Raw genomic sequence first — 22,215 nt, 5'->3', positions numbered from 1 at the left:
GCACATGACCGAGGCGACGGGTATCGTCGGGGAGTTCTTCTCGCTCAAGGAGGACACCGACGCGGATCTGCTGGCGATGCAGTGTGGCGACTTCTACGAGTTTTTCGGCGAGGACGCCGAGACCGTCAGCGAGGAGCTCGATCTCAAGGTTTCACAGAAGTCCTCGCACGGCTCGTCGTATCCGATGGCCGGCGTCCCACTCGCCGACCTCACGCCCTACCTCAAGGCCTTAGTCGAGCGCGGCTACCGGGTCGCCGTCGCCGACCAGTACGAGACCGACTCCGGCCACGCCCGCGAGGTCGTCCGCGTCGTCACGCCCGGCACGTTACTCGAGACGAGCGACACCGACGCGCAGTACCTCGCGGCGGTGGTCGACGGAACCGGAAGCGCCTCGAGCGACGACGCCGCCTACGGGCTCGCGTTCGCCGACGTGACGACCGGCCGATTCCTCGTCGCCGACGCCGAGGACGCCGACGACGCGATGACGGAGCTCTACCGGTTCGACCCCGTCGAAGTGTTACCCGGCCCCGAGGCGCGGGCCGACGACGACCTGCTGAACCTGGTTCGCGAGCGCGTCGACGCCGCGCTGACGCTCCACGAGACGGAGGCGTTCGCCCCGAAACGAGCGGCGCACGCGGTCCGCGACCAGTTCGGCTCGGAGACCGTCGACCGGCTCGCAGTCGGCGACGCAACGCTCGCAGCGGCGGGCGCGATCCTCGCCTACGTCGAGGAGACCGGCACCGGCGTGCTCGCCTCGATGACGCGCATTCAGTCCCACCACGGCGACGACCACGTCACGCTGGACGCGACCACGCAGCGCAACCTCGAGCTCACCGAAACCATGCAAGGCGAGCGCGAGGGGTCGCTGTTCGCGACGATCGACCACACCGAAACCAGCGCCGGCGGCCGCCTGCTCAAGGAGTGGCTCCAGCGACCTCGGCGTTCGCTCGAGGTCCTCGAGCGCCGCCAGGAGAGCGTCGCGGCGCTGTCCTCGGCGGCGCTGGCCCGGGACGAACTCCAGGAGACGCTCGGCAACGCCTATGATCTGGCGCGGCTGGCCTCGAAGGCGAGCCACGGCAGCGCGGACGCGCGGGACCTCGTCGCCGCCAGGGAGACGCTCGCCGTCCTGCCGGCGATCGCGGAGACGATCCGATCGAACCCGGAGCTGGCCGACTCGCCGCTCTCCGAGATCGTCGACCGGCCGGACCGAGAGGCCGCCGCCGAACTCCGGGAGACGCTCGAGGCGGCCATCGCCGACGAGCCGCCGTCGACGGTGACCCAGGGCGAACTCTTCCGGACGGGGTACGACGACGAACTGGACGAGCTCATCGAGCGCCACGACGACGTCAAATCGTGGCTCGACACCCTCGCCGACCGCGAGAAACGCGAATACGGCCTGAGCCACGTCACCGTCGACCGGAACAAGACCGACGGCTACTACATCCAGGTCGGCAAGTCCGCTGCCGACGGCGTACCCGACCACTACGAGCAGATCAAGACGCTCAAGAACTCGAAGCGCTTTACGACCGACGAACTCGAGGAGAAAGAACGCGAGGTGCTTCGACTCGAGGAGCGACGCGGCGACCTCGAGTACGAACTCTTCGAAGAGCTTCGCGAGGAGGTCGCCGACTGCGCGGCGTTGCTCCAGAACGTCGGCCGGACGCTGGCGACCGTCGACGCGCTCGCGAGCCTGGCAAGCCACGCGGCGGCGAATCGATGGGTGCAGCCCGAACTACACCGGGACGATCGCCTCGAGATCGAGCAGGGACGCCACCCGGTCGTCGAGCAGACGACGGAGTTCGTGCCCAACGACGTTCGTCTGGACGAGGATCGAGGCTTCCTCGTCGTGACGGGACCCAACATGTCCGGCAAGTCGACATACATGCGACAGGTCGCCGGCATCGTCCTGCTGGCCCAGATCGGCAGCTTCGTGCCCGCCGAGCGGGCCGATATCGGCCTCGTCGACGGCATCTTCACTCGCGTCGGCGCGCTCGACGAACTCGCGCAGGGTCGCTCGACGTTCATGGTCGAGATGAGCGAACTCTCGAATATCCTCCACACCGCGACCGAGGACTCGCTGGTGATCCTGGACGAAGTGGGCCGGGGAACGGCGACCTACGACGGCATCTCGATCGCCTGGGCCGCGACGGAGTACCTCCACAACGAAGTCAGGGCGAAGACCCTGTTCGCGACCCACTACCACGAGCTGACCGGCCTCGCGGAGCGGCTCCCGCGCGTCGCGAACGTCCACGTCGCCGTCGCCGGCGACCCCGAGTCGACGGCGTCCCGCTCGGCGGACGAACCCGACGGCGACGTCACCTTCCTCCGGACGGTCCGGGACGGTCCGACGGATCGCTCCTACGGGATCCACGTCGCCGACCTCGCCGGCGTCCCCGACCCCGTCGTCGAGCGGTCGCGAGACGTCCTGAAGCGGCTGCGCGAGGAGAAGGCCATCGAGGCGAAAGGCGGCTCCTCGAGCGAGCCCGTCCAGACCGTCTTCGATCTGAGCAGCGGCGAGTTCCGCGGCTCGGCGAGCGCAGACGGCGGTGAACCGGAGCGAGACGGGGACGAGAAAGCAGGGGAGACGATCGATCCCGAAACGAAGGCCGTCCTCGAGGAGTTCGAGTCGATCGACGTCAACACGACGCCGCCGATCGAACTCGTCTCGGAGATCCAGCAGCTACAGGAGCGACTCGAGGACGCCGAGTAGCCGAGGTCGGACCCCGACCCGTCGCAGCGCGACGATTTTTTCGACCCGCCGTCGGGTGCCCACTATGGGCTCCGACGCGCTTCTCGACCGCCTCGAGAGCCACGACCGCTGCAGCGGCGCGCTCGCGGTCGGCCGCGCCCGCGACTGGGAGTGGGCGCCGCCGCTCGCGCTCGGAAACTGCTGTGCGTCCCGCTACGTCGAACGGGCCGAAACCGCCGACCGAGCGGCGCTTCGCGAGTTTCTCGAGGTGTACGACGGCGTCTGATCTCGAATCGCCCGACGGCGCGTGGATCGGTACATCTATAGTCCGGTAGGTGACGAGTTAACACCATGCACGAGCCGGACTACGGCGTCGCGGGCCAGACCGCGATCGTTACGGGTGCCAGTCAGGGAATCGGAGAAGCAATTGCCAAGACGCTCGCCGCGAGCGGCGCGAACGTCGCGATCTGCTCGCGGTCGATGGACCGCGTCGGCCCGGTCGCCGACGAGATCAACGACGCCGAGGACGCCGGCGACGCGCTGGCCGTCGAGTGTAACGTCCGCGAGCGCGACCAGGTCCAGAATCTGGTCGACGAGACCGTCGACGAGTTCGGCGATATCGATATCCTCGTCAACAACGCCGGCGGGGAGTTCGTCGCGCCCTTCGAGGACATCTCCGCAAACGGCTGGCAGACCATCGTCGACCTCAATCTCAACAGCACCGTCCACTGTACGCAACTCGCCGGCGAGGTCATGCGCGAGGGCGACGGCGGGACGATCATCAACCTCTCCTCGGTCAACGGCCAGCACGCCGCGCCGGGCGAGAGCCACTACGGCGCCTCGAAGGCCGCGATCATCCGCCTGACCGAAACGCTCGCCGTCGAGTGGGCCGACGACGGCATCCGCGTCAACTGCGTCGCCCCCGGCCTCATCCAGACCCCCGGCGTCGCCGAGACGCTGGGCATCGACAGCGAGGACATGCCGCCCCGCGAGAAGACCGACCGACGGATCGGCCACGGCGATGAGATCGCCGACGTCGTCCAGTTCCTCTCGAGTCCCGCCGCCTCCTTCATGAACGGCGAGACGGTGACGGTCAAGGGCGTTCCGCGCCCCGGAAACTCGATGTCGCAGGATCTCGGACTCGAGTAAGGGACCGGCGTTCGGTCGTCGGGGACCGACAGTCAGTCCGAGCGTTTCGAAATGGCCGTCAGACACGAGAATAGCTCCGTCGCCGCCCTCTGAGCGCCTCTCTGGGGGCGGGGTCTTTCCTCCTCGGTGCGCAATCGATCGAAACCCCCCGTACCCCTCCGCGGAGAGCGCGGTCTGGACGACCTTTTTGTCGAACGAAAATCGGATGCGTCGACACACGCGTCGACGTCCACCGGGACAGGGAGAGCGTACGTTTTTGCGGCTCCCGGAAGACACCTGCGTATGGACCTGCGAGAGGAACTCTCCGGAATCACCTGTCCGGTCGTCACCCCTTTCGAAGCGGACTCGAGCGAGATCGACGAAACCGCGTTCACGGACCTGCTCGAGTTCCTCCTCGAGAACGACGTCGACGGCGTCTTCCCCTGCGGAACGACGGGCGAGTTCGCCAGCCTCACTCCCGAGGAGCGCCGCCGCGTCCACGAACTCGCGGTCGAGACGGTCGACGGCGAGGTGCCCGTCCTCGCGGGCGCGGCCGCCACGAGCGTCGACGAGGCGGTCGAGTACGCCGAGCACGCCGCCGAGATCGGCGCCGACGCCGCGGTCGTCACGGAGCCGTACTTCCACGGGCCGAACGCTCCCGCCGGGAATCAGCGCTTCTTCGAAGCGGTCTCCGACCGCTCTCCGCTCCCGATTCTGCTCTACAACATTCCGCCGTGTACGGGCGGATCGATCGCCCTCGAGACGATCGCGGCGCTCGCCGACCACGAGAACGTCCTCGGACTCAAGGACTCGAGCGGCGACCTCGAGTACTTCCTGTCGGCGCTGCGCCGAACGCCCGAGGACTTCCTCCTGTTGCAGGGATACGACGCCCTGCTCGTCCCCGCGCTGCGGATGGGCGCCGACGGGGGACTGAACGCGGGATCGAACGTCGCACCCGCGCAGTACGTCGACCTGTACGAGACAGTCGACGGCGACCGCGGTCGCGAACGACAGGACGCCATCGAACCGCTGTTCGACGCCTGTGCGACCCACGGATTCGCGCCGGCGACGAAGACGGCTCTCGAGTACCGCGGCGTGATTCCTTCGGACGCGGTTCGGCCGCCGCTCGTGTCGGTTCCGGACGACGGACAAGCGGCGATCGAGACGGGCGTCGACGAACTCCTCGAGTCGGGGCGCGAGTAGCGCTGGGTATTGGGCAACGTCGGTGACTGACGCTGACGGATCGCTGGCGAACCTCGAGACTGGCAAGACGGTCCCGTTTCGGGACCACGAGCCGCCGCGTCGACTCGAGCCTGATGCGAGTCGAGTACTGGGAGCCGTACGGCGACGCGGCTGCGAATCGACTCGAGTCGAGCCGTCGAGTGCGGACCACCGAACGCCGACCCCGACGGCCGCCAAACCACAGATTAACCTCGCTCGAGCGAGAGCGGGAGTCATACCCCGAGCGCGGAATCGAACCGATCGGTCGCGATCGGCCGTCACGGTTCGACCACTGATTCCGCCGCTCGCTCGCACCTCGAGCTATGACCGAGACACCACAGGACACCGATATTCGCCAGTTAGACGAGCACACGGTCGCCCGGATCGCCGCCGGCGAGGTCGTCGAACGGCCCGCGAGTGCGGTGAAGGAACTCGTCGAGAACAGCGTCGACGCGGGCGCAGACAGCGTCGACGTCACCGTCGAAGAGGGCGGCACCGAACTGATCCGCGTCGCCGACGACGGCCGCGGGATGAACGAAACCGACGTTCGCGCGGCCGTCCGCGAGCACACGACGAGCAAGATCGAGGGACTCGAGGACCTGGAGTCGGGCGTCACCACCCTCGGCTTTCGCGGCGAGGCCCTGCACACCATCGGCTCGGTCTCGCGACTAACGATCCGATCCCGGCCACAGGACGGGGCCGAAGCCGGCGGCGCCGGAACGGAACTCGTCTACGAGGGCGGCGAGGTGACGAGCGTCGAGCCGACGGGCTGTCCTGCGGGGACGATCGTCGAGGTCGAGGACCTCTTCTACAACACGCCCGCCCGCCGCAAGTTCCTCAAGACGACGGCGACGGAGTTCGCCCACGTCAACCGCATCGTCACGCGCTACGCGCTCGCGAACCCGGACGTGGCCGTTTCCCTGACCCACGACGGCCGCGAGGTGTTCGCGACGACCGGGCAGGGCGACCTGCAGGCCGCCGTCCTCGCGGTGTACGGCCGCGACGTCGCCTCGGCGATGATCCCCGTCGACGCCGACGGCGACGAACTCCCGCCGGGTCCACTCGAGTCGGTGACCGGACTCGTCTCGCATCCCGAGACCAACCGCTCGAGTCGCGAGTACCTCTCGACGTACGTCAACGACCGCGCGGTGACGGCCGACCCGATCCGCGAGGGAATCATGGGCGCCTACGGCACGCAACTGGGCGGCGATCGCTACCCGTTCGTCGTGCTCTTTCTCGAGGCTCCCGGCGAGACGGTCGACGTCAACGTCCACCCGCGAAAGCGCGAGGTTCGCTTCGACGACGACGATTCCGTCCGCCGACAGGTCGACGCCGCCGTCGAGGCGGCGCTGCTCGAGCACGGCCTGCTTCGCTCGCGCGCGCCTCGCGGCCGGTCGGCCCCCGGCGAGGCGCGCGTCGATCCGGGCGATCGCGGCTCGAATCCGACCGCGAACGCGGACGTTGCGTCGTTCGACGCCGAAGCGGACGAGGGCACGACGGGGAGAGAGAACCCGTCGGCGGACGACGAGACGGGAGCGAACGACGGCTCGACAGCGGCGGATCCGCCGAACGAACGTTCGGCGTCGCCGCCTGAATCGTCGGTGCGGGATGGCCCTGCCGAGAGCGTCGAGTCTGCGGCGCCGACGGCGATGACAGACGACGAACCGACGGCCGCCACGAACTCGACAGCGGACAGCGCGGACGGCGGCCCGTCCGCGCCAGCAGATCCATCGAGCGACGTATCCGGCACCGTAGACTCGAGTCGGTCGTCCGTCACCAACGAGGCCGGCGGTGCTAGCGGTGCAGACGGTACTGGCGGAGCCAACGAAGCCGGCCGCGACGAACTCGGCGAGCACGGGACCGCCGCCGGTTCGGACTCGAGGAACTCGAGAGACGCACCGACGGCGGCAGATACAGCGGACACGACGGGCGCGGCGAATACCAGTGCCGATCCCGATCGAAAGTTCGACGCGGCGACCGAACAGCGGACGCTGTCCGGCGAGACCGCGACCGGCGACGAGACGACGTTCGACTCGCTGCCCGCCCTCCGCGTGCTCGGACAGCTCCACGACACCTACCTCGTCTGCGAGACCGACGACGGCCTCGTCCTGATCGACCAGCACGCGGCCGACGAGCGGGTCAACTACGAGCGACTGCAGCGGGCGTTCGACGACGATCCCACGGCGCAGGCGCTGGCCGAGCCCGTCGAACTCGAACTGACCGCCGCGGAGGCGGAGGCGTTCGAACACTACCGCGACGCGCTCTCGCGGCTCGGCTTCTACGCCGATCGGATCGACGACCGAACGATCGCCGTGACGACCGTGCCGGCGGTCCTCGAGGAAACCCTCGAGCCCGAGCGCCTGCGGGACGTGCTGGTCTCGTTCGTCGAGGGGGACCGCGAGGCCGGCGCGGAAACCGTCGACGCGCTGGCCGACGAGTTCCTGGGTGATCTGGCCTGTTACCCCTCGATTACCGGCAACACGTCGCTGACTGAGGGGTCGGTGGTCGACCTGCTCGAGGCCCTGGACGACTGCGAGAACCCCTACGCCTGTCCGCACGGCCGGCCCGTCGTCGTCCGGTTCGACGAGCGCGAGCTCGAGGATCGGTTCGAGCGCGACTACCCGGGCCACCAGTAGCGACGGTTGACGTAACGTCGAGCGTTCGAACGGCCGCACAAAGAAGGAGTACGCTTTGCTCGAGAACCATCCGGCGAGCCGGATGACCGTCCCGGTCGATAGGCGGGCGACGCGACGGAACCCAGTATTCGTCGCCCCCGGTCGCCGGGTCACGACGATGGCGAAGTCAGCCCCGAAAGAGTGTCCAGCAACGAAGCGTCATCGGCCGACGATACCGATCCGCCAGAAGCCAAGATACGCCAGGTACGTCACGAGCGCGCCGAGCGCGAACGAGAACACGATCGACGGCGCGAACCGCGCGCCGACGACGATGCCGAGCAGCGCGAGCCCGACGCTTCCGGCCTGTACGAGCGGCCGTTCCCAGTAGGCCCGAACCGTCTCGTAGGCTCGAGCGGCCAGGAGTTCGAAGGCGATCGTTCCGAGGGCGCCGGCGACGACGGCGAGCGGCGACAGCGCGGCGTCGACGAGCGCGAACGCGGCGATAACGGCGACGAGAACGAGGACGGCGAGCGCGGCGTCGAGTGTGGATCCCATCGGTAGGCGAGCGGAAACGCAAAGCGGATCGCGGTCGCGACTCGAGGGCGACGTCGGCGCTCAGTCCCGGTACAGTCGCGCGCCCTCGCCGATGTGGGTCTGATAGGCCCGACTCTCGATCCCGGCGGAATCGAAGGCGTCGACCATCGCGCCGGCGATAGCGCGCTGGTCGGATCGGTGACAGACCGCCAGCACGCCCGGACCCGCGCCGCTTACGGTGACGCCGGTGGCGCCGGCCTCGAGGGCGGCGTCGCGAACCTGGTCGTAGCCGTCGATCAGGGCGGTTCGTTCGGGAGTGACGATGGCGTCTTCCATTCCGCGGCCGACGAGTTCGGGGTCGTCGCGCGTCATGCCGACGGTGAGCGTCGCGGCGTTGCCGACGGTGTCGACGACGTCCTCGAGCGACGCGGTGTCGGGGACGACCCCGCGTGCGTCGCGCGTGGAGACGGTCGTTTCGGGGAGACAGGCGACGACGGGAATACGCGCGTCGACCTGGCTGACGCCGTCGTCGGTGACGACGGTGAACCCGCCAAGCAGCGAGGGGGCGACGTTGTCTGCGTGGGCTTCGCCGGAGACGAGCGCCTCGCCTTCGGCGGCGACGGGAACGAGTTCCTCCCGCGAGAGACCGCGGTCGTAGAGGGCGTTGAGTGCGACGGCGGCGGCCGCGGCGCTCGCGGCCGACGAGCCGAGCCCCGAAGAGGGTCGCACGCCCTTGTCGATCTTGATGTGCGCCGGCGCGTCGAGGGCGTCGGCGACCGCCCCGACGGTGTTCTGTTCCGGATCCTCCGGAATGTACTGGCTGCCGGCGCCGGTGATCGTGATCGTCGTTTCCGGCGCGCGTTTGACCCGAACCACGTCGGCGGGCGTCCCGAGGGCGACACCGAAGACGTCGAAGCCACTCCCGAGGTTCGCACTCGTCGCAGGTGCCCGCACGGTGAGCATGGCGAATCCTTCCAAGAGTGCAGCCAAAAAGGTAGCGGACCGCGACGGCCGCCAGTGAGGAATCGATGGGCGGCGCCGGTGTGGAACGAACCGATACCCCGACGGGGTCACGGTCGAGTCCGACCGCAATTGCAAAGAATCGCTCGCCCTGTGTACCGTACATGATCGGCGTCGTCGGTGGAACGCTGTCGGGACTCGCGGCGGCCGCCCAGTTAGTGCGAGACGGCTACGAGGTTCGGGTCTTCGAACCGAGTGACGAGCCGGAACTGGGCGATCCGCACGCGGCGCGTCCGCTCTCGGTTTCGCGGCCGCGAGACGAACCCGCCCTCGAGACGCTCGCGGCCCTCGGGCTGGCCGAGCGACTCGAGTGGGTGCCGATTCGAACCGCGATGTACGCCGACGGCGCCGTCCACCCCGTCGACGCGCCGTGGGAATTTCTGGCCTACCCGCCGCTCTCGCTCGGCGATACGACGCGGCTCTCGACGCTCCGAAGCGGGATCGACGTCCGCGGATTCCCGCGCCGTCGACCTCGCTTCGACGCGTACGACCCCGACGCGTACGCGGCGGTTCCCGCCGAGCAGTTCGTTCGCCGGCACGCGGGCGACGCCGTTTACGACCGGTTCTACGGTCCGCTACTCGAGGCGCGATTCGGTGACCTCGCCCCCAGAGTCAGCGCCGCGTGGGTCCTCGAACACTGCCGCGGCGAGCGCGAGCGAACGCGGTTCGGCCGCGAACTGCGCGGGTTCCTCCCCGGCGGCTCGTCGACGCTCGTCGACGCCCTCTGCGAAGCGATCGGTCGCGAGCGGATCGAGACCGGCGTCCGCGTCGTCGACCTCGAGCGTAAGTCCGGCTCCGGCGCGCTCGAGGCGATCACGCTCGAGCGCGAGGGGAGTCGAGAACGGCTGTCCGTCGACGGGGTCGTACTGGCGACGGACGACGACGGCGTACTCGAGACCGTCGGAACCGACCGGTCATCGGTTCCAGTTCGAACCCGGACGTGCCTCCGCGTCTCGACGACGGCCACGGAGCCGCTGACCAACGCGGCGCGAGTCACGATGGTCGACGACGCCCCCTTCGGCGAACTCGTCACCCCGCCAGTCACGGACGTCGGCGATAGAGGAGGACACGCCAGTCGCCAGTGCTACCTCCTCGACGGCGGCGAGGCGGCCGACGCCGGCCACGACGAGCGAACGGTCGAGCGGCGCTGGCTCGAGGCGCTCGCCGACCGATTCGCCGCGTTCGATCGGAACGACCTCACCGGCGTCGACTGCGTACGGATTCGACAGCCGGTCCCCGTCGCCAGACCGGCGGCCGAAACCACCCCCGTCGACGACGCTGAGGACGGCGACCGCGACCCGCTGGTACCGGCCGGCTCGCCGGCGGCCATCACCGACGGCGTCTACGACGTCAGCGCCGTGAGACAGCGCCAGTTTCCCGAGCGCAGCGCCGGCGGCGCACTCGAGGCCGGACGCCGCTGTGCAATCGCGCTCGAGACGGGACGAGACGCCGCCTCGGCCTCGAAACGGGTAAACTCGGTCACGCATTGAGATCGACGCTGGCCGTCGGTGTCGGCGTCGCCGCTGACGGATCGCGAGTACTCCGCTCGAGCCACCGGCCTCCGCGCTGAGTGTCGACACAGCAGCGCGGCACGAATCGAACGCACAAGAAAAATCGAACGAGTGTCCGCAGTCGCTACTGCTCGTCGTCGGCGTTTCCGAACGTGAACACGTCGTCGTCTTCGGATTCGGTGTCAGCGTCGTCCGCGGCGGTTGACTCCGGTGCCGATTCGGATTCCGATTCGATTTCCGACTCCGAATCCGACGCTGCGTCCGAGAGCGGGTCGGCGGTAGCGTTCGCCGATTCGTTTCCGTCGTCGGCCTCGTTTGCAACCGCAGTCTCACCCTCGTCTTCGATACCGAGAATTTCTTCGGCACCGAGTTCTTCGCCAGCCGGTTCGTCGGCCGTCGACGCTGCAGCATCCGACGCGTCGACCGCTGGCTCGGGTTCGGTCGTCGGCTCGGACTCGAGGTCGGCGTTCGCTGTCGATGCGCCCAGCGGTTCGTCGGCGATCGACGACGACGCGCCGTCGGCGTCAGCCGCGGTCGACTCGCCGTCCGGTTCGGTCAGGTCGGTCTCCTCCCGCGAGAGCGTGATCCCCTGCCCGTCGCTCGATTCTGCGTCGGAATCGACACCGGCGTCGGCGTCGAACTCGAGGTCGCTCGATGACGGGCCGGGCCCGTCGTCGTCGGGATCGAAGTCGACCTCGATCGCCTCGGCGTCGACGTCGGTGTCGAAGCGATCGAGCGCCTCGGAGAGTTCGGCGGCCTGACCGGAGAGGTCGGAGGCCGACTGCGTCACTTCTGTCAGGGCCGTGGTCTGCTCTTCGGCCGCGGCGGCGACGTTCTCGGCTTCCGCGGTCGTCTCCTCGGAAATCGTCGCCGCGTCGTCGACCATCGCGACGACCTCCTGGGTCGAGGCGGCCTGTTCTTCGGTCGCGGCGGAGATTTCCTGGACGCCCACGTTCGTCTCCTGGGCGAGCTGGGCGATCTCTTCCAGGGCGTCGACGGCCTCGGCGACCTGTTCGCCGGCGTCTTCGATGTTGTCGCTGGTCCCTTCGACCTCGTCTGCCGACTGCTCGGTGCGCTCGCGGATCGCCTCGAGGCGGTCTTCGGCCTCATCGGCGGCCGAAGCGACGTCCTCGGAGAGGGCCTTGACCTCCTTGGCGACGACCGAGAAGCCTTCGTCGTCCTGGCCGCCGGCGGAGCGGGAGGCCTCGATGTTGGCGTTCAGCGCCAGCATGTTGGTCTGGCGGGCGATTTCGGAGATCGTGTTGATCAGCTCGTCGATCTGCTGGACCTCCGCTTCGAGGCGGCGGATCTCGTCGACCGCGTCGGCCGCCTCGTCCTCGATCTCTTCCATCGCGTGGATCGCTTCCTGGGCGGCCTCCTGGCCGTCCTGGCCGGTGTTGACCGTGCGCTCGGCGATGTCGGCGACCTCGTTCGAAGAGGCGGCGATCTCCTCGGTGGTCGTCGAGAGCGAACTCATCTCCTGGTTGACCGACTGCAGCGACTGGTTTTGCTGTTCGGCACCGTCGGAGATCTCCTGGATCGACTCCGTCACCTGCTGGGAGGCCGAGCGGACCTCCTCGCTCGAGGCCGTCACCTGCTCGGAGGCGGTCGCAACGTCGGTCGCGAACCGGTTGAGTTCGGCGACGGTCTCTTCGATCTCCGCGAGCATCTGGTTGAACTCCTCGGCGATCTCTTCCATCGCCTCGTTCTCGCTGTCGGCGTCCATCCGCGCGGTGAGGTCGCCGTCGGCGGCGGCCTCCATCACGTCGCTGTACTCGTCTGCTTTCGCCTCGAGCTGGTCGTTGATCTGTTCGATGCGCTTGCGTTCGCGTTCGGCTTCTTCGCGGGCGGCTTCGGCCTCGTCGATCTGCTCGCGGAGGGCGTCGCGCATCGAGTCGAAGCCCTGATAGAGGCGACCGATGTTGTCGACGCGTTTGGTCTCCAGGTCGACGTCGAGGTTGCCCTGCTCCATCTTGCTCGCCTTGTCGGTCAGGCGGTCGATGGAGACGGCCGTGTTGCGACCGAGGGCAGCGCCGATCAGTCCGATCATGAGCACGCCCGCGAGGGTTGCGTAGGTCCCCCAGTCGTTGACCGTACTGACGAAGCCGTAGGCCTGGCTCTCCGGTTCGTGGGTCACGACGACCCAATCGGTCCCGAAGACGCGAGCGGAGCTGACGACGTACTCGTCGTCGTCGACGTCGTAGGCGTCGATTTCGTTCGCACCGAGCGAGGCGCCGTCGACCTGATGCGTTCCAGCGCCCTCGGTGCGTGCGGGCTCGATCACTGCGTCCTGAATCTCGTCGGTGGCGTAGGCCGCGCCGAGGGTCTCGTGATCCTCGCCGTAGCCCGCGTTGTCCGCCATCACGTTGTTATCGCCGTCGACGACGAGGGTGGTGATACCTTCCTCGTCGTCGAGTCCGTTAGCGTAGGCCTCAATTTCGGCGGTGTAGACGATCGCTTCGTCGTCCTCGCCGGGGACCGAGAGCACGTAGGTGATCACGGCGACTTCTTCGTCGCCGAGTTCGCGTTCGACCGTGTAGGGTTCGGAGACCCACGGTACGCCCTCCAACTCGTGGGCTTCCTCGTAGGCTTCGGCAGGGACGTCTTCGATTTCGTCGGCCTGTGGATACTCGCCAGTAGCGTGATCGACGTCGAGATCGGTGCTCGCGAGGACGGACTCGTCGTCGGTATCGACGTAACTGATCGAGTGAACGTCGGCGTCGAGGTGTTCTTCCCAGTCCAGGAACCGACTCTCGATCTCGTCGGGTTCACCGTTCTCGACGACGTCGGACCAGGCGATCACCCCGATTGTATGTTCGTTCTGTTCGTTCCACATCTGGAGGTTCTGTGCTTCCTGGCTGGCGAACGACGTGTGGTCGTTCTCCACACGATCCTCGACCTCGCCGGTAATTCCGGCGGTCGCGAGGAGTCCGACCGTTCCCACACCCAGTCCGAGAATCAACAGTACGATCCCGAACTTGACCGCGTATCTGCGGCGGATAGCTGATGGTACCAATCGTCGAAAGACGTCCATAGATACAATACGGGTCTGAGTGTCCCTACATAAATTATGATCCACCGTTATCGAAGCTGATAATCTCCAACGTTCAGTAAAGTATCGAATGTGAGGTAAAAGACCGTTCGGTGTTCGTCCCAAGTTTCCGAATAGTTGTTGAAAATATCTGTCAAAGTCGATCGGTGGTCAGTATTCGTACGTATCACCTCGCGACACGAGTCACAGCGATCGCTCGAGGCGGATGGTCATCCGTCGAACACGGGTAGGGGACGGGAACAGCGACTGGCCGAGCGACTGACGACTGGCAACGTTCACAGCGCCAGAGACGAGCGAATTCGACGTAGAGACAGTGGCGGTCGGCGAGTCTCGCATTCAGGATTTACAATCAGAGAATATTGTTAATGAACGCCCAATAACCATGCAGTAAAAGAGTGAGTTGCTACATCGTAGCAAAGGAAAGGCGTTCGATAATTCACGAGCGTAAATCATTCCGCAACGGTTAAACAACCCACGTGGGAACCGTTGTTATCATGAGTAGAAGATCAGCATCCCAACAGCTCTCTTCGTCGTCGGAGACCGCATCCGAGTCCGGTTCTCGGCTCAACCGACGTCGCGTTCTCGCGACGACCGCCGGCGCGACGAGCCTCTCGCTTGCGGGCTGTCTCAGTTCGTACGAGACGATCGGGTCCAGCGACGACGAGGAGCCGATTACGATCGGCGTGTTAGCACCCCAGCCGAAAAGCGACTACGTCGGCCGCTCGATGGAGCGCGCGGCCGCACTCGCGGTCGACGAACTGAACGAAGACGGCGGACTCCTCGGTCGCGATGTCGAACTCGTCGTCGGCGATACGAACGGTAGCCCCCTCGAGGCCAAACGCGAGTATCAGCGGCTCGTCCTCGAAGAGAACGCCGACGTAACGACGGGCGTCTTCGACAGTCTGGCGCTCAGAAATATTATGGACGATATCGCCGAACAGGAGACGATCCACCTCACCTCCGGCGCGGCGACGACCGCGGCGAGTCAACTGGTCGCCGAGGACTACGAGCGGTACAAGTATCACTTCCGCGTGGGGCCGACCAACGACCGCCACCTCGGCCAGGCGCAGGTCGACTTCGTGGACGCCGTCGCCGACGACGTCGGCTGGGAGTCGGTCGCGTTGCTCGCGGAAGACTACGAGTGGAGTCGGGAACCGTGGGACGTCATCACCGAGACCCTCGAGGAAACGGGCGTCGACATCGCGATGGACGAGCGGTATCCGCCGGCGACTAACGACTTCTCGGAGATCTACGAGTCGGTCGCCGACGCGGGCGCGGACATGGCGCTGATCGCGGCGGCACACACGGGTAACGACGCGTTGTTGGACTGGAGTTACCCGAACAAACCGGAGGTGCCACCACAACCTCAGCCGTTCGCGTTCGGCGGCATCCACGTCCCCCTCCAGATGCCGGGCTACTACGACCAGACCGACGGCGCTTGCGAGTACGCAATCGGCGTCATCAGCGCGACGGCCGACAGCGAGTTCCCGGGCGGAACGGGGGCGTTCGTCGACGCCTACCAGAAGAAACACGACGGCGCAACTCCCGTTTACACGGGCTATCACACCTACGACGCTGTCACCGTCTTCGCCGACGTCGTCGCAGACCGGGAGACCCTCGAAACCGACGAGTTGATTTCGGCGCTCGAGGCGGTGACGTTCGACGGTGTCATCGGAACCGTGGAGTTCTACGACGAAACCAACCCGTATCCACACGACCTCGTCTACGTCGAGGAGGAGACGCTCTTCTTCCAGTGGCAGGAAACCGACGACGGCGAGGGCGTCCAGGAGATCATCTGGCCCGAGGAACACGCGACTACCAACGCCCACGGCGAGTACGTCACCCCCGAGTGGCTCTGACATCGTTTCGGCCGCGTTTCGGGTCAGTTTCAGCGTTTCATCGAGCGGAGTCGATCGATTCTACTGCACCTCCCAGCGATTCGGCCACGCCGACAGTGGCGACGCTCGAACGGTCAACCGCCTCGGGGTCAAGCCCCGTGGCATCCGCCTCGTACCGCCTGTGAACACGCGCAGAACCAGTGACAACGTGGTCCGTGGTACAACCCCGCAACTATTAATAGATATAAGGATAAAAGACCGTTCAATATGTCTAAACGTGATCGTCGCGGCGACAGGATGGGAGCCGCGACGGCGTCTGACGTGGGAACGGGGCGACTCGATCGGCGTACGGTGCTCAAGGGTGTTGGAGCCGGATCCGTCGTCCCCCTCGCCGGGTGTCTTGGAACGTACGACGCGGTCGTGGGCGACTCCAGCGGTCCGGAACCGGTCAGGGTCGGCGTGCTAGCGCCGAACCCACAGAGCGATTTCATCGGCCGCTCGATGGTGCAATCGGCGCAGGTCGCCGTCGACGAACGCAACGATGATCACGACGGAATCGACGACCGAGCGGTCGAACTGGTCGTCGGTGACACGAACGGCAGTCCACTCGAGGCCAAACGCGAGTATCAGCGACTCGTCCTCGAAGAGAACGTCGACGTAACGGTCGGTACCTTCGCCAGCGAGGCCCTCGTGAACATCATGGACGAGATCGCCGAACAGGAGACGCTCCATCTCACCAGCGGGGCCGCGACACAGGAGGTGAGCCAACTCGTCCGAGAGGAGTACGAACGGTACAAGTATCACTTCCGCGTCGGACCGACGAACGACACCGACCTCGGGCGCGCACAGATCGGCTTCATGAACGACGTGGCCGGCGATATCGGCTGGGAGTCGATCGCGGTGCTGGCCGAGGACTATCCGTGGGCCGACGTCCCCTGGGAAACCGTCCAGGACCGAATCGACGATACACCCGTCGAGAACGTGTTGAGCCGCCGGTACGCGCCGTCGAAGAACGACTTTACCGATCTCTACGACGAGATCGCCGACGCGGGCGCCGATGCGGCGTTCATCATGACGGCACACACAGGAAACGACGCGTTGTTCGACTGGAGTTATCCGAATCGGCCCGCGGAGCCGCCACAGCCACAGCCGTTCGCGTTCGGCGGCATCCACGTTCCGATGCAACTCCCGACCTACTACGAACAGACCAACGGTGCGTGTCGATACGGGGTGAGCTACTCGGCGGCGACGGAACAGAGTGAAATCACCGAAAAGACCCCACAGTTTGTAGACAAATACGAAGAGACGTTCGGAACGTACCCACAGGACATGGGCTACTACACCTACGACGCGATCAACCTCTTCGCCGAGGTCGCCGAGAGCGAAGAGTCGCTCGATTCAGCGGACCTCGTTCCCGTCATCGAGGACATTTCGTACACAGGTGCGACCGGAAACGTACGATTCTACGATCCCGACGATACGTACGCCCACGACCGGGTTTACGATCCGGACGATCCGACGACGGTTGGCGTCTACTTCCAGTGGCAGGAAAACGACGAGGGCGTTGGCGTCAGAGAAGTCATCTGGCCCGACGAATACGCGACATCCGAGTATGTCACGCCCCCGTGGCTCGAGTGATGCGATTGACGGCGAAGTAACCGATCAATCGTCCGCGTTCGCGTCCGCATCGACAGGTCGATCGCTGTCGACGAACCGATCGAGGCCGGCAAGCAGCGCCGCCGACAGGACCATGCCGGCGAGGCCGAAGCCCGCGATCAACGCGAAAAACGCCGCGAGCGAGAACCCGCCGAGGACGAAGCCACCGATGGCGATACTCGCGGAACCGAGGCCGAATTCGCCGAGGTAGGTGTAGCCGTAGGAGAGGCCGCGACTGTCGGCGGGCGTGTAGACTGCGACCGCGTTCTGGTAGAACGGCTGTATCGCGAACAGGAAAAAGCCGAATACGCCACAGAGCACGGTGATAGCCAGGAGACCCATCCCGGTCACGGGAACGAACGCGAGGGCGAGCACCGCGAGTACCGCGAAGATGACCGTCATCCCCCGCGCCGGCTCGACGCGGTCGGTCAGCTTCCCGCCGGCGTACTGACCGGCCATCCCGACGACCAACAGTCCGACGTAGATGTAGTGGCCCGGATCGATCCCTTCGAGTCCCTCGGGAATCGCGAGTCCCGCGACCGCCTCGAGGTCGTGGAGGATCTCCGGCAGGTAGGTGAGCATTCCGCGGTAGTACAGGCCTTCAAAGGTGACGATGACGAAGATGATTGCGAACGCGCTGGCGAACAGCGCCCGCGAGTTCGAGACCAGTTCCGACAGCGACAGGGCCTCGTCGGGACCGGCGTCGACACCGTCCTCGACGGCGGCGGTTGGGTCGAACGACGCGGTGAGGCCGTAGACGACCGCGAGGAAGCCCGGAACGGCAAGTAGCGCCGCGACGAGTTGCCACTCGAGGAAGATCAGGAGCGTCGCGGCGACGAACGGACCGAGCGCGATGCCGGCGTTGCCGGCGATCCCGTGCCAGGCGAAGACGGTCCCGCGCTCGTCGACGCCGGTGCTGATCAGCGCGAGTCCGGCGGGGTGGTAGATGCTGGCGGCGACGCCCCAGAGGACGAGACCGACTGCGATCGCGTAGATCGATGTCGCGAGCGAGAGGACGAGAAACGCCGCGCTCATCCCCGCGAGACAGCAGAGAATGAGTCGCTTCGTTCCGTAGCGGTCCGCGAGGATGCCGCCGGGGAGCGCGCCGAGTCCGAACGGCGCGTACCCGAGTGCAACGATCAGGCCGAACAGTGCGACGCCGACGTCGAACTCGGCGAGCCAGACCACCAGAAAGATCGGAATCGACGTCTCGAACCAGTGGACCAGCGCGTGGCCCGCCATCGTGAAGCCGGCGATCGACCGATCGTTGTCGTTCAGCGCCATCCGTATCGTTCAGTTCGTATCCCTGCGCCCGGGGCACTTACCGTCTTGGATCCGAGCGGCGAACTCGCCTCGAGGCAGGGGGAAAACGGAGCGAAACGGGACGAGACGGAACGAAAGCGAACCGACGACGATTCGTCTCAGAACAGGTACCGTTCTTCCAGATCCTGCGGAAGGATCACCTCGAGATCTCCCTGAGATTCGTACTTGTGGACGGTTTCGACCAGCGTCTCGAACGCCTCGAGGTGCTCGTCCTCGAGGCGGTGGTAGAACATCTTCGTGATCCCGCCCATCTCGACGGTGCGCTCGAGTTCGCGCTCAACGCGCTCGACATCGGGTTCGCCGATTCTCGAGACGAGTTCCGTATTCGTCGTGTAGCCCTGGACCGGTCGACCGCCGGCGAAGCCGAGCGTGTGGTGTTTCTCGACGAGTTCGATCGTCGTCGCATTGTAATCGCCGAAGGGGTAAGCGAAGTACTCCGCGTCCTCCTCGAACCCCTGGTCGATGAGCCACTCTTTCCCGTCGAGAATCTCGGCTTCCTGTTCCTCCCGACTGAGCTGGGAGAGGTGTGGATGGGTGTCGGTGTGATTGGCGATACACCAGCCGGCGTCGTGCAGTTCGTGGAGTTGCTCGGTCGACATTCGCGGAACGCCGCCGGCGTCCCGACCGACGTAATCCGAGTTGATGAACGTCACCGCGGGATAACCGTACTCCTCCAGGATCGGGAGCGCTTTCGTGTAGTCGGTGACGTGCGTGTCGTCGAACTGGATCATCACCTTCCCCGTCTCCGGTCGCGGCGTAAAGTGGAAGTCGTCGAACCAGACCGTTCGGCTCTCGTTCTCGGCGGTCCACACCTGCAACTGGACGTCCGTGACCGCGCCAACGTCAAACGCCGAACTGGTCGAATCGACCCCGAAGTTGTACCGCATCAGCGGCAAGTCGCCGGAGATCCCGCGCCGGTAGGCGATGGAATTTCCGTCGACGTCGAGCAACCTGATCCACGGAACGATCAGCTCGTCGGACGCAGCCGCGACGCCGGGTGCGACGGCCGAGAGATCGCGCGGTTCGTCGAACGCCTTCGTCAGCACGGCCGATCCTTCCCCGCTTGGAATCTCGAGGCGTGCGCTCTGGGACCCGACGACCGACCGATCCGGATCGGCCGAGAGGTCGCCGCCGGAGACGTTCCAGACGTCGAGGTCCTCGAAATCGTCGTCGGTACCGGCGATATCGGGATGATCGCCGGCGCTGTCCGAACTGGACGTCGAGCCCGGCGCTCCATCATCGTCACCGTTGTCACCGTTCGAATCGCCCGATCGGAGTTCGGCACAGCCGGCCAGACACAGCGACGTCGACGCGGCCAGAGTGAGGTATGCTCGGCGTTTCATTATCGCCGAAGAAATCAGCTACCAATATTGTTATGAGAGAATTACTGTCTCTTGATCGGGAGTAAAGAGCGTGTTACAGAGAGAAAGTCAGCGAAAGTGACGCTAATTCGAAACGGCGATCGAACGGTATTACGGTCGTAGCTCCGTTCAGTCGTCGTCTTCGACCTCGAGGTCCTCGTCACCGACGCCGACCGCCTTCGAGACGTCCGCGTCGGCGGGTTCGTCCCGTCCACCGACGACGAGTTCGCCAGCTTCGGTCTCGACGTAGACGTCGTCGGCGAACCCGCCCTCTGCGTGGGGGTGTTCCGGCTCTTCGAGTCGCTCCGGCGTCGACGGCGCGTCCGGTAGTCCCTCGGGCGGCGCGAACTGACCGAGGGGGTCGTCGATCGAGATTCCCCAGCGCTCGAAGAAGTCGCCGTACCGCTCGTAGTGGGCCTCGAGTTCGTCCGTCGGAATCTCCATCATCTCGGTCCAGCCGTGGTTGTAGAAGTCGAAGTTGGCCTGAATGTGGGTGATTTCGCGGGCTTCGGCCTCGGAGAAGTCCTCCTGAAGCGCGCGAAGGTAGGTGTCGACCGTCGCGTCGAAGAGCGCGTCGAGGTGGGCCTTCCGCTCGTCGGCGTGGTCGGGGTCGGCCTTGCCGAGGAAGATTTTGGTGTGGAGTCGAACCAGTCCCGACGAGGCGACCGAGCGAACGACCGGCGTCTCGAGTGCCTTCCGGGACGCGAAGTGACGGGCGTTTTGACGGAGCTTCATGACATCGGGTAGGAAGCACGGCCTAAAGAACGGTTCGGACAACACTGTTAGGCTCGATCGATCTCACTTCGGGTCGGTCGAACCTGTCCGCGACGGACGGTTGGTTTACACTCTCGAGAAACGGAATGGAACGAGATGGGAGTTCCTACCGATCTCGAATTCAACCCGTATAATAGTGTACAATGTTGTCTCTCGGCCGCTGGTTAGGTAAAATAGACGAGATAGCAATCCACTTTAACCCGCATTACGAACGGTCCGAATATGACCCACTACGTGATTATCGGGGACGGTATCTCGGGCAGCTCCGCTGCCGAGACGCTCCGGGAGGAAGACCCGGAAGCGAACATTACCGTCATCACCGATGAGGGGGAGCCACTGTATAATCGGATTCTCATCAAGGAGCACGCGAAAGGAAAGCTCCCCGAGGCGCCGATCTCGATTCACGACGAAGGGTGGTACGAGGAACGCGATATCGAACTCTCGCTGAACACGCACGTGACGAGTATCGACACCGACGAGCGGATCGTCCACACCCACGAACGCGACGACCTCGAGTACGACAAACTGCTCGTCGCGACCGGCGGGACGCCGACGCAGCTGCCCGTCGAGAACAGCGACGCCGACGGCATCCACCACTTCTGGACGTTTCAGGACGCCCGCGGGATCAAGGAACACGCCGAACAGTCCGACCGCGGCGTCATCGTCGGCGCCGGCCTCCTCGGTATCGACTTCGCGGCGGTCTGTGGCGCCCAGGGTATCGAGGCCGACTACCTAATGCGCGGCGACCGCTGGTGGCGCTACGCACTCTCGAACGAGGGTGCCGAAATCATGCACGAGGGGATGCGCGAAGTCGGCGTCGAGCCCGTCTTCGACAGCGGCGTCGATCGGTTCGAGGTCGACGACGACGGTCACGTCGTCGGCGCCGTCGACCCCAACGGCGAACGCTACGACTGCGACTTCGCCGGCGTCGCCATCGGACTCTCGTTTAACACCGAATTCCTCCGGGGGGCCGGCCTCGAGGAAGATAACGGACTCGTCGTCGACGAGTACATGCAGACGAACGTCGACGACGTCTACGCAGCCGGCGACATCACGCGCTTCTACGACGTCCTGCTCGGTGAACAGGCACAGAACGGTTCGTGGGGCTCGGCCAAGGAACAGGGTCGAATCGCCGCGGTCAACATGGCCGCCGACGACGAAGCCGAGGAGTTCGAGTGGGTCTCTTCGTACTCGATCACTCACTTCGACTTCCCCTTCCTCTCGTTTGGCCATCCGACGCTCGGCGACGAGCACGCCGAACGCAAGTACAGCGACACCGAGTGGCGCCGCGTCGCCTTCAAGGACGGCAAGATCGTCGGCGGCGTCCTCATCGGCGACCTCTCCCCGCAGAGCAAGTTCAAACAGCTCATGCGCGAACAGCGCGAGGTCGCCGATCAGGCCGAGGTGCTCCTGAACAAGCAGGTCGACCTCGACGACCTCGAGTAGTCGGCCCGACGGATCGCACACACCTTTTACCCCTCGATCGACCGTTC

At 65.8% G+C, this 22,215-nt stretch carries 15 protein-coding genes; 9 read left to right on the top strand and 6 right to left on the bottom strand.

The genetic code is table 11. The features are described from left to right. The first annotated feature begins 4 nt into the window (after nt 1–4). From mutS to mutL, 5 genes are all read left to right on the top strand, one after another. Nucleotides 5–2,710 (top strand): DNA mismatch repair protein MutS, encoded by a 2,706-nt coding sequence (gene mutS / locus C493_RS15070; RefSeq protein ID WP_007260326.1) that lies wholly within the window; start codon nt 5–7, stop codon nt 2,708–2,710. Between the two features lie 64 nt (nt 2,711–2,774). Then, a complete protein-coding gene (locus C493_RS15065) occupies nt 2,775–2,975 on the top strand; it encodes a hypothetical protein (RefSeq protein WP_007260325.1) in 201 nt (66 codons plus the stop codon). A gap of 65 nt (nt 2,976–3,040) precedes the next feature. Continuing rightward, nucleotides 3,041–3,838: an SDR family NAD(P)-dependent oxidoreductase gene (locus C493_RS15060; protein ID WP_007260324.1), complete on the top strand. Its 798-nt coding sequence runs from the start codon at nt 3,041–3,043 to the stop codon at nt 3,836–3,838. A gap of 282 nt (nt 3,839–4,120) precedes the next feature. After that, on the top strand, nt 4,121–5,020 hold the full coding sequence (locus C493_RS15055; protein WP_007260323.1) for a dihydrodipicolinate synthase family protein: 900 nt from the start codon (nt 4,121–4,123) through the stop codon (nt 5,018–5,020). 341 nt (nt 5,021–5,361) lie between these two features. Next, nucleotides 5,362–7,674: a DNA mismatch repair endonuclease MutL gene (mutL, locus tag C493_RS15045; RefSeq protein WP_007260321.1), complete on the top strand. Its 2,313-nt coding sequence runs from the start codon at nt 5,362–5,364 to the stop codon at nt 7,672–7,674. A 198-nt stretch (nt 7,675–7,872) separates the two neighbouring features. On the opposite strand, the gene C493_RS15040 is transcribed toward mutL, so the two are convergent. Beyond that, nucleotides 7,873–8,208, bottom strand: a complete 336-nt coding sequence (locus C493_RS15040) for a hypothetical protein (RefSeq protein ID WP_007260320.1) — start codon at nt 8,206–8,208, stop codon at nt 7,873–7,875. Nucleotides 8,209–8,268: 60 nt separating this feature from the next. Continuing rightward, nucleotides 8,269–9,150: a homoserine kinase gene (locus C493_RS15035; RefSeq protein ID WP_007260319.1), complete on the bottom strand. Its 882-nt coding sequence runs from the start codon at nt 9,148–9,150 to the stop codon at nt 8,269–8,271. A gap of 161 nt (nt 9,151–9,311) precedes the next feature. Here C493_RS15035 and C493_RS15030 point away from each other — a divergent pair, with 161 nt between their 5' ends. Next, a complete protein-coding gene (locus tag C493_RS15030) occupies nt 9,312–10,697 on the top strand; it encodes an FAD-dependent oxidoreductase (RefSeq protein WP_007260318.1) in 1,386 nt (461 codons plus the stop codon). A 145-nt stretch (nt 10,698–10,842) separates the two neighbouring features. Here C493_RS15030 and C493_RS15025 read toward each other — a convergent pair whose 3' ends face one another. After that, nucleotides 10,843–13,752, bottom strand: a complete 2,910-nt coding sequence (locus C493_RS15025; protein WP_083912423.1) for a methyl-accepting chemotaxis protein — start codon at nt 13,750–13,752, stop codon at nt 10,843–10,845. 512 nt (nt 13,753–14,264) lie between these two features. Between C493_RS15025 and C493_RS15020 the strand changes: the two genes are divergently transcribed. Both C493_RS15020 and C493_RS15015 read left to right on the top strand, forming a co-directional pair. After that, entirely contained in the window at nt 14,265–15,629 is a 1,365-nt protein-coding gene (locus tag C493_RS15020) for an ABC transporter substrate-binding protein (protein ID WP_007260316.1), read from the top strand. A 246-nt stretch (nt 15,630–15,875) separates the two neighbouring features. Continuing rightward, complete coding sequence (locus tag C493_RS15015; protein ID WP_049889397.1) at nt 15,876–17,246, top strand: ABC transporter substrate-binding protein; 1,371 nt, start codon at nt 15,876–15,878, stop codon at nt 17,244–17,246. A 24-nt stretch (nt 17,247–17,270) separates the two neighbouring features. On the opposite strand, the gene C493_RS15010 is transcribed toward C493_RS15015, so the two are convergent. From C493_RS15010 to C493_RS15000, 3 genes are all read right to left on the bottom strand, one after another. Beyond that, nucleotides 17,271–18,548 (bottom strand): MFS transporter, encoded by a 1,278-nt coding sequence (locus tag C493_RS15010; RefSeq protein ID WP_007260314.1) that lies wholly within the window; start codon nt 18,546–18,548, stop codon nt 17,271–17,273. 137 nt (nt 18,549–18,685) lie between these two features. Next, nucleotides 18,686–19,930, bottom strand: a complete 1,245-nt coding sequence (locus C493_RS15005) for a polysaccharide deacetylase family protein (RefSeq protein ID WP_007260313.1) — start codon at nt 19,928–19,930, stop codon at nt 18,686–18,688. A 147-nt stretch (nt 19,931–20,077) separates the two neighbouring features. Beyond that, complete coding sequence (locus tag C493_RS15000) at nt 20,078–20,683, bottom strand: DUF6149 family protein (RefSeq protein WP_007260312.1); 606 nt, start codon at nt 20,681–20,683, stop codon at nt 20,078–20,080. A gap of 261 nt (nt 20,684–20,944) precedes the next feature. Between C493_RS15000 and C493_RS14995 the strand changes: the two genes are divergently transcribed. After that, on the top strand, nt 20,945–22,168 hold the full coding sequence (locus C493_RS14995) for an NAD(P)/FAD-dependent oxidoreductase (protein ID WP_007260311.1): 1,224 nt from the start codon (nt 20,945–20,947) through the stop codon (nt 22,166–22,168). The last annotated feature ends 47 nt before the right edge of the window (nt 22,169–22,215 follow it).

Source organism: Natronolimnohabitans innermongolicus JCM 12255, assembly GCF_000337215.1.
Classification (GTDB): Archaea; Halobacteriota; Halobacteria; order Halobacteriales; family Natrialbaceae; genus Natronolimnohabitans; species Natronolimnohabitans innermongolicus.
This window is presented reverse-complemented; position numbering and strand designations above follow the sequence as displayed.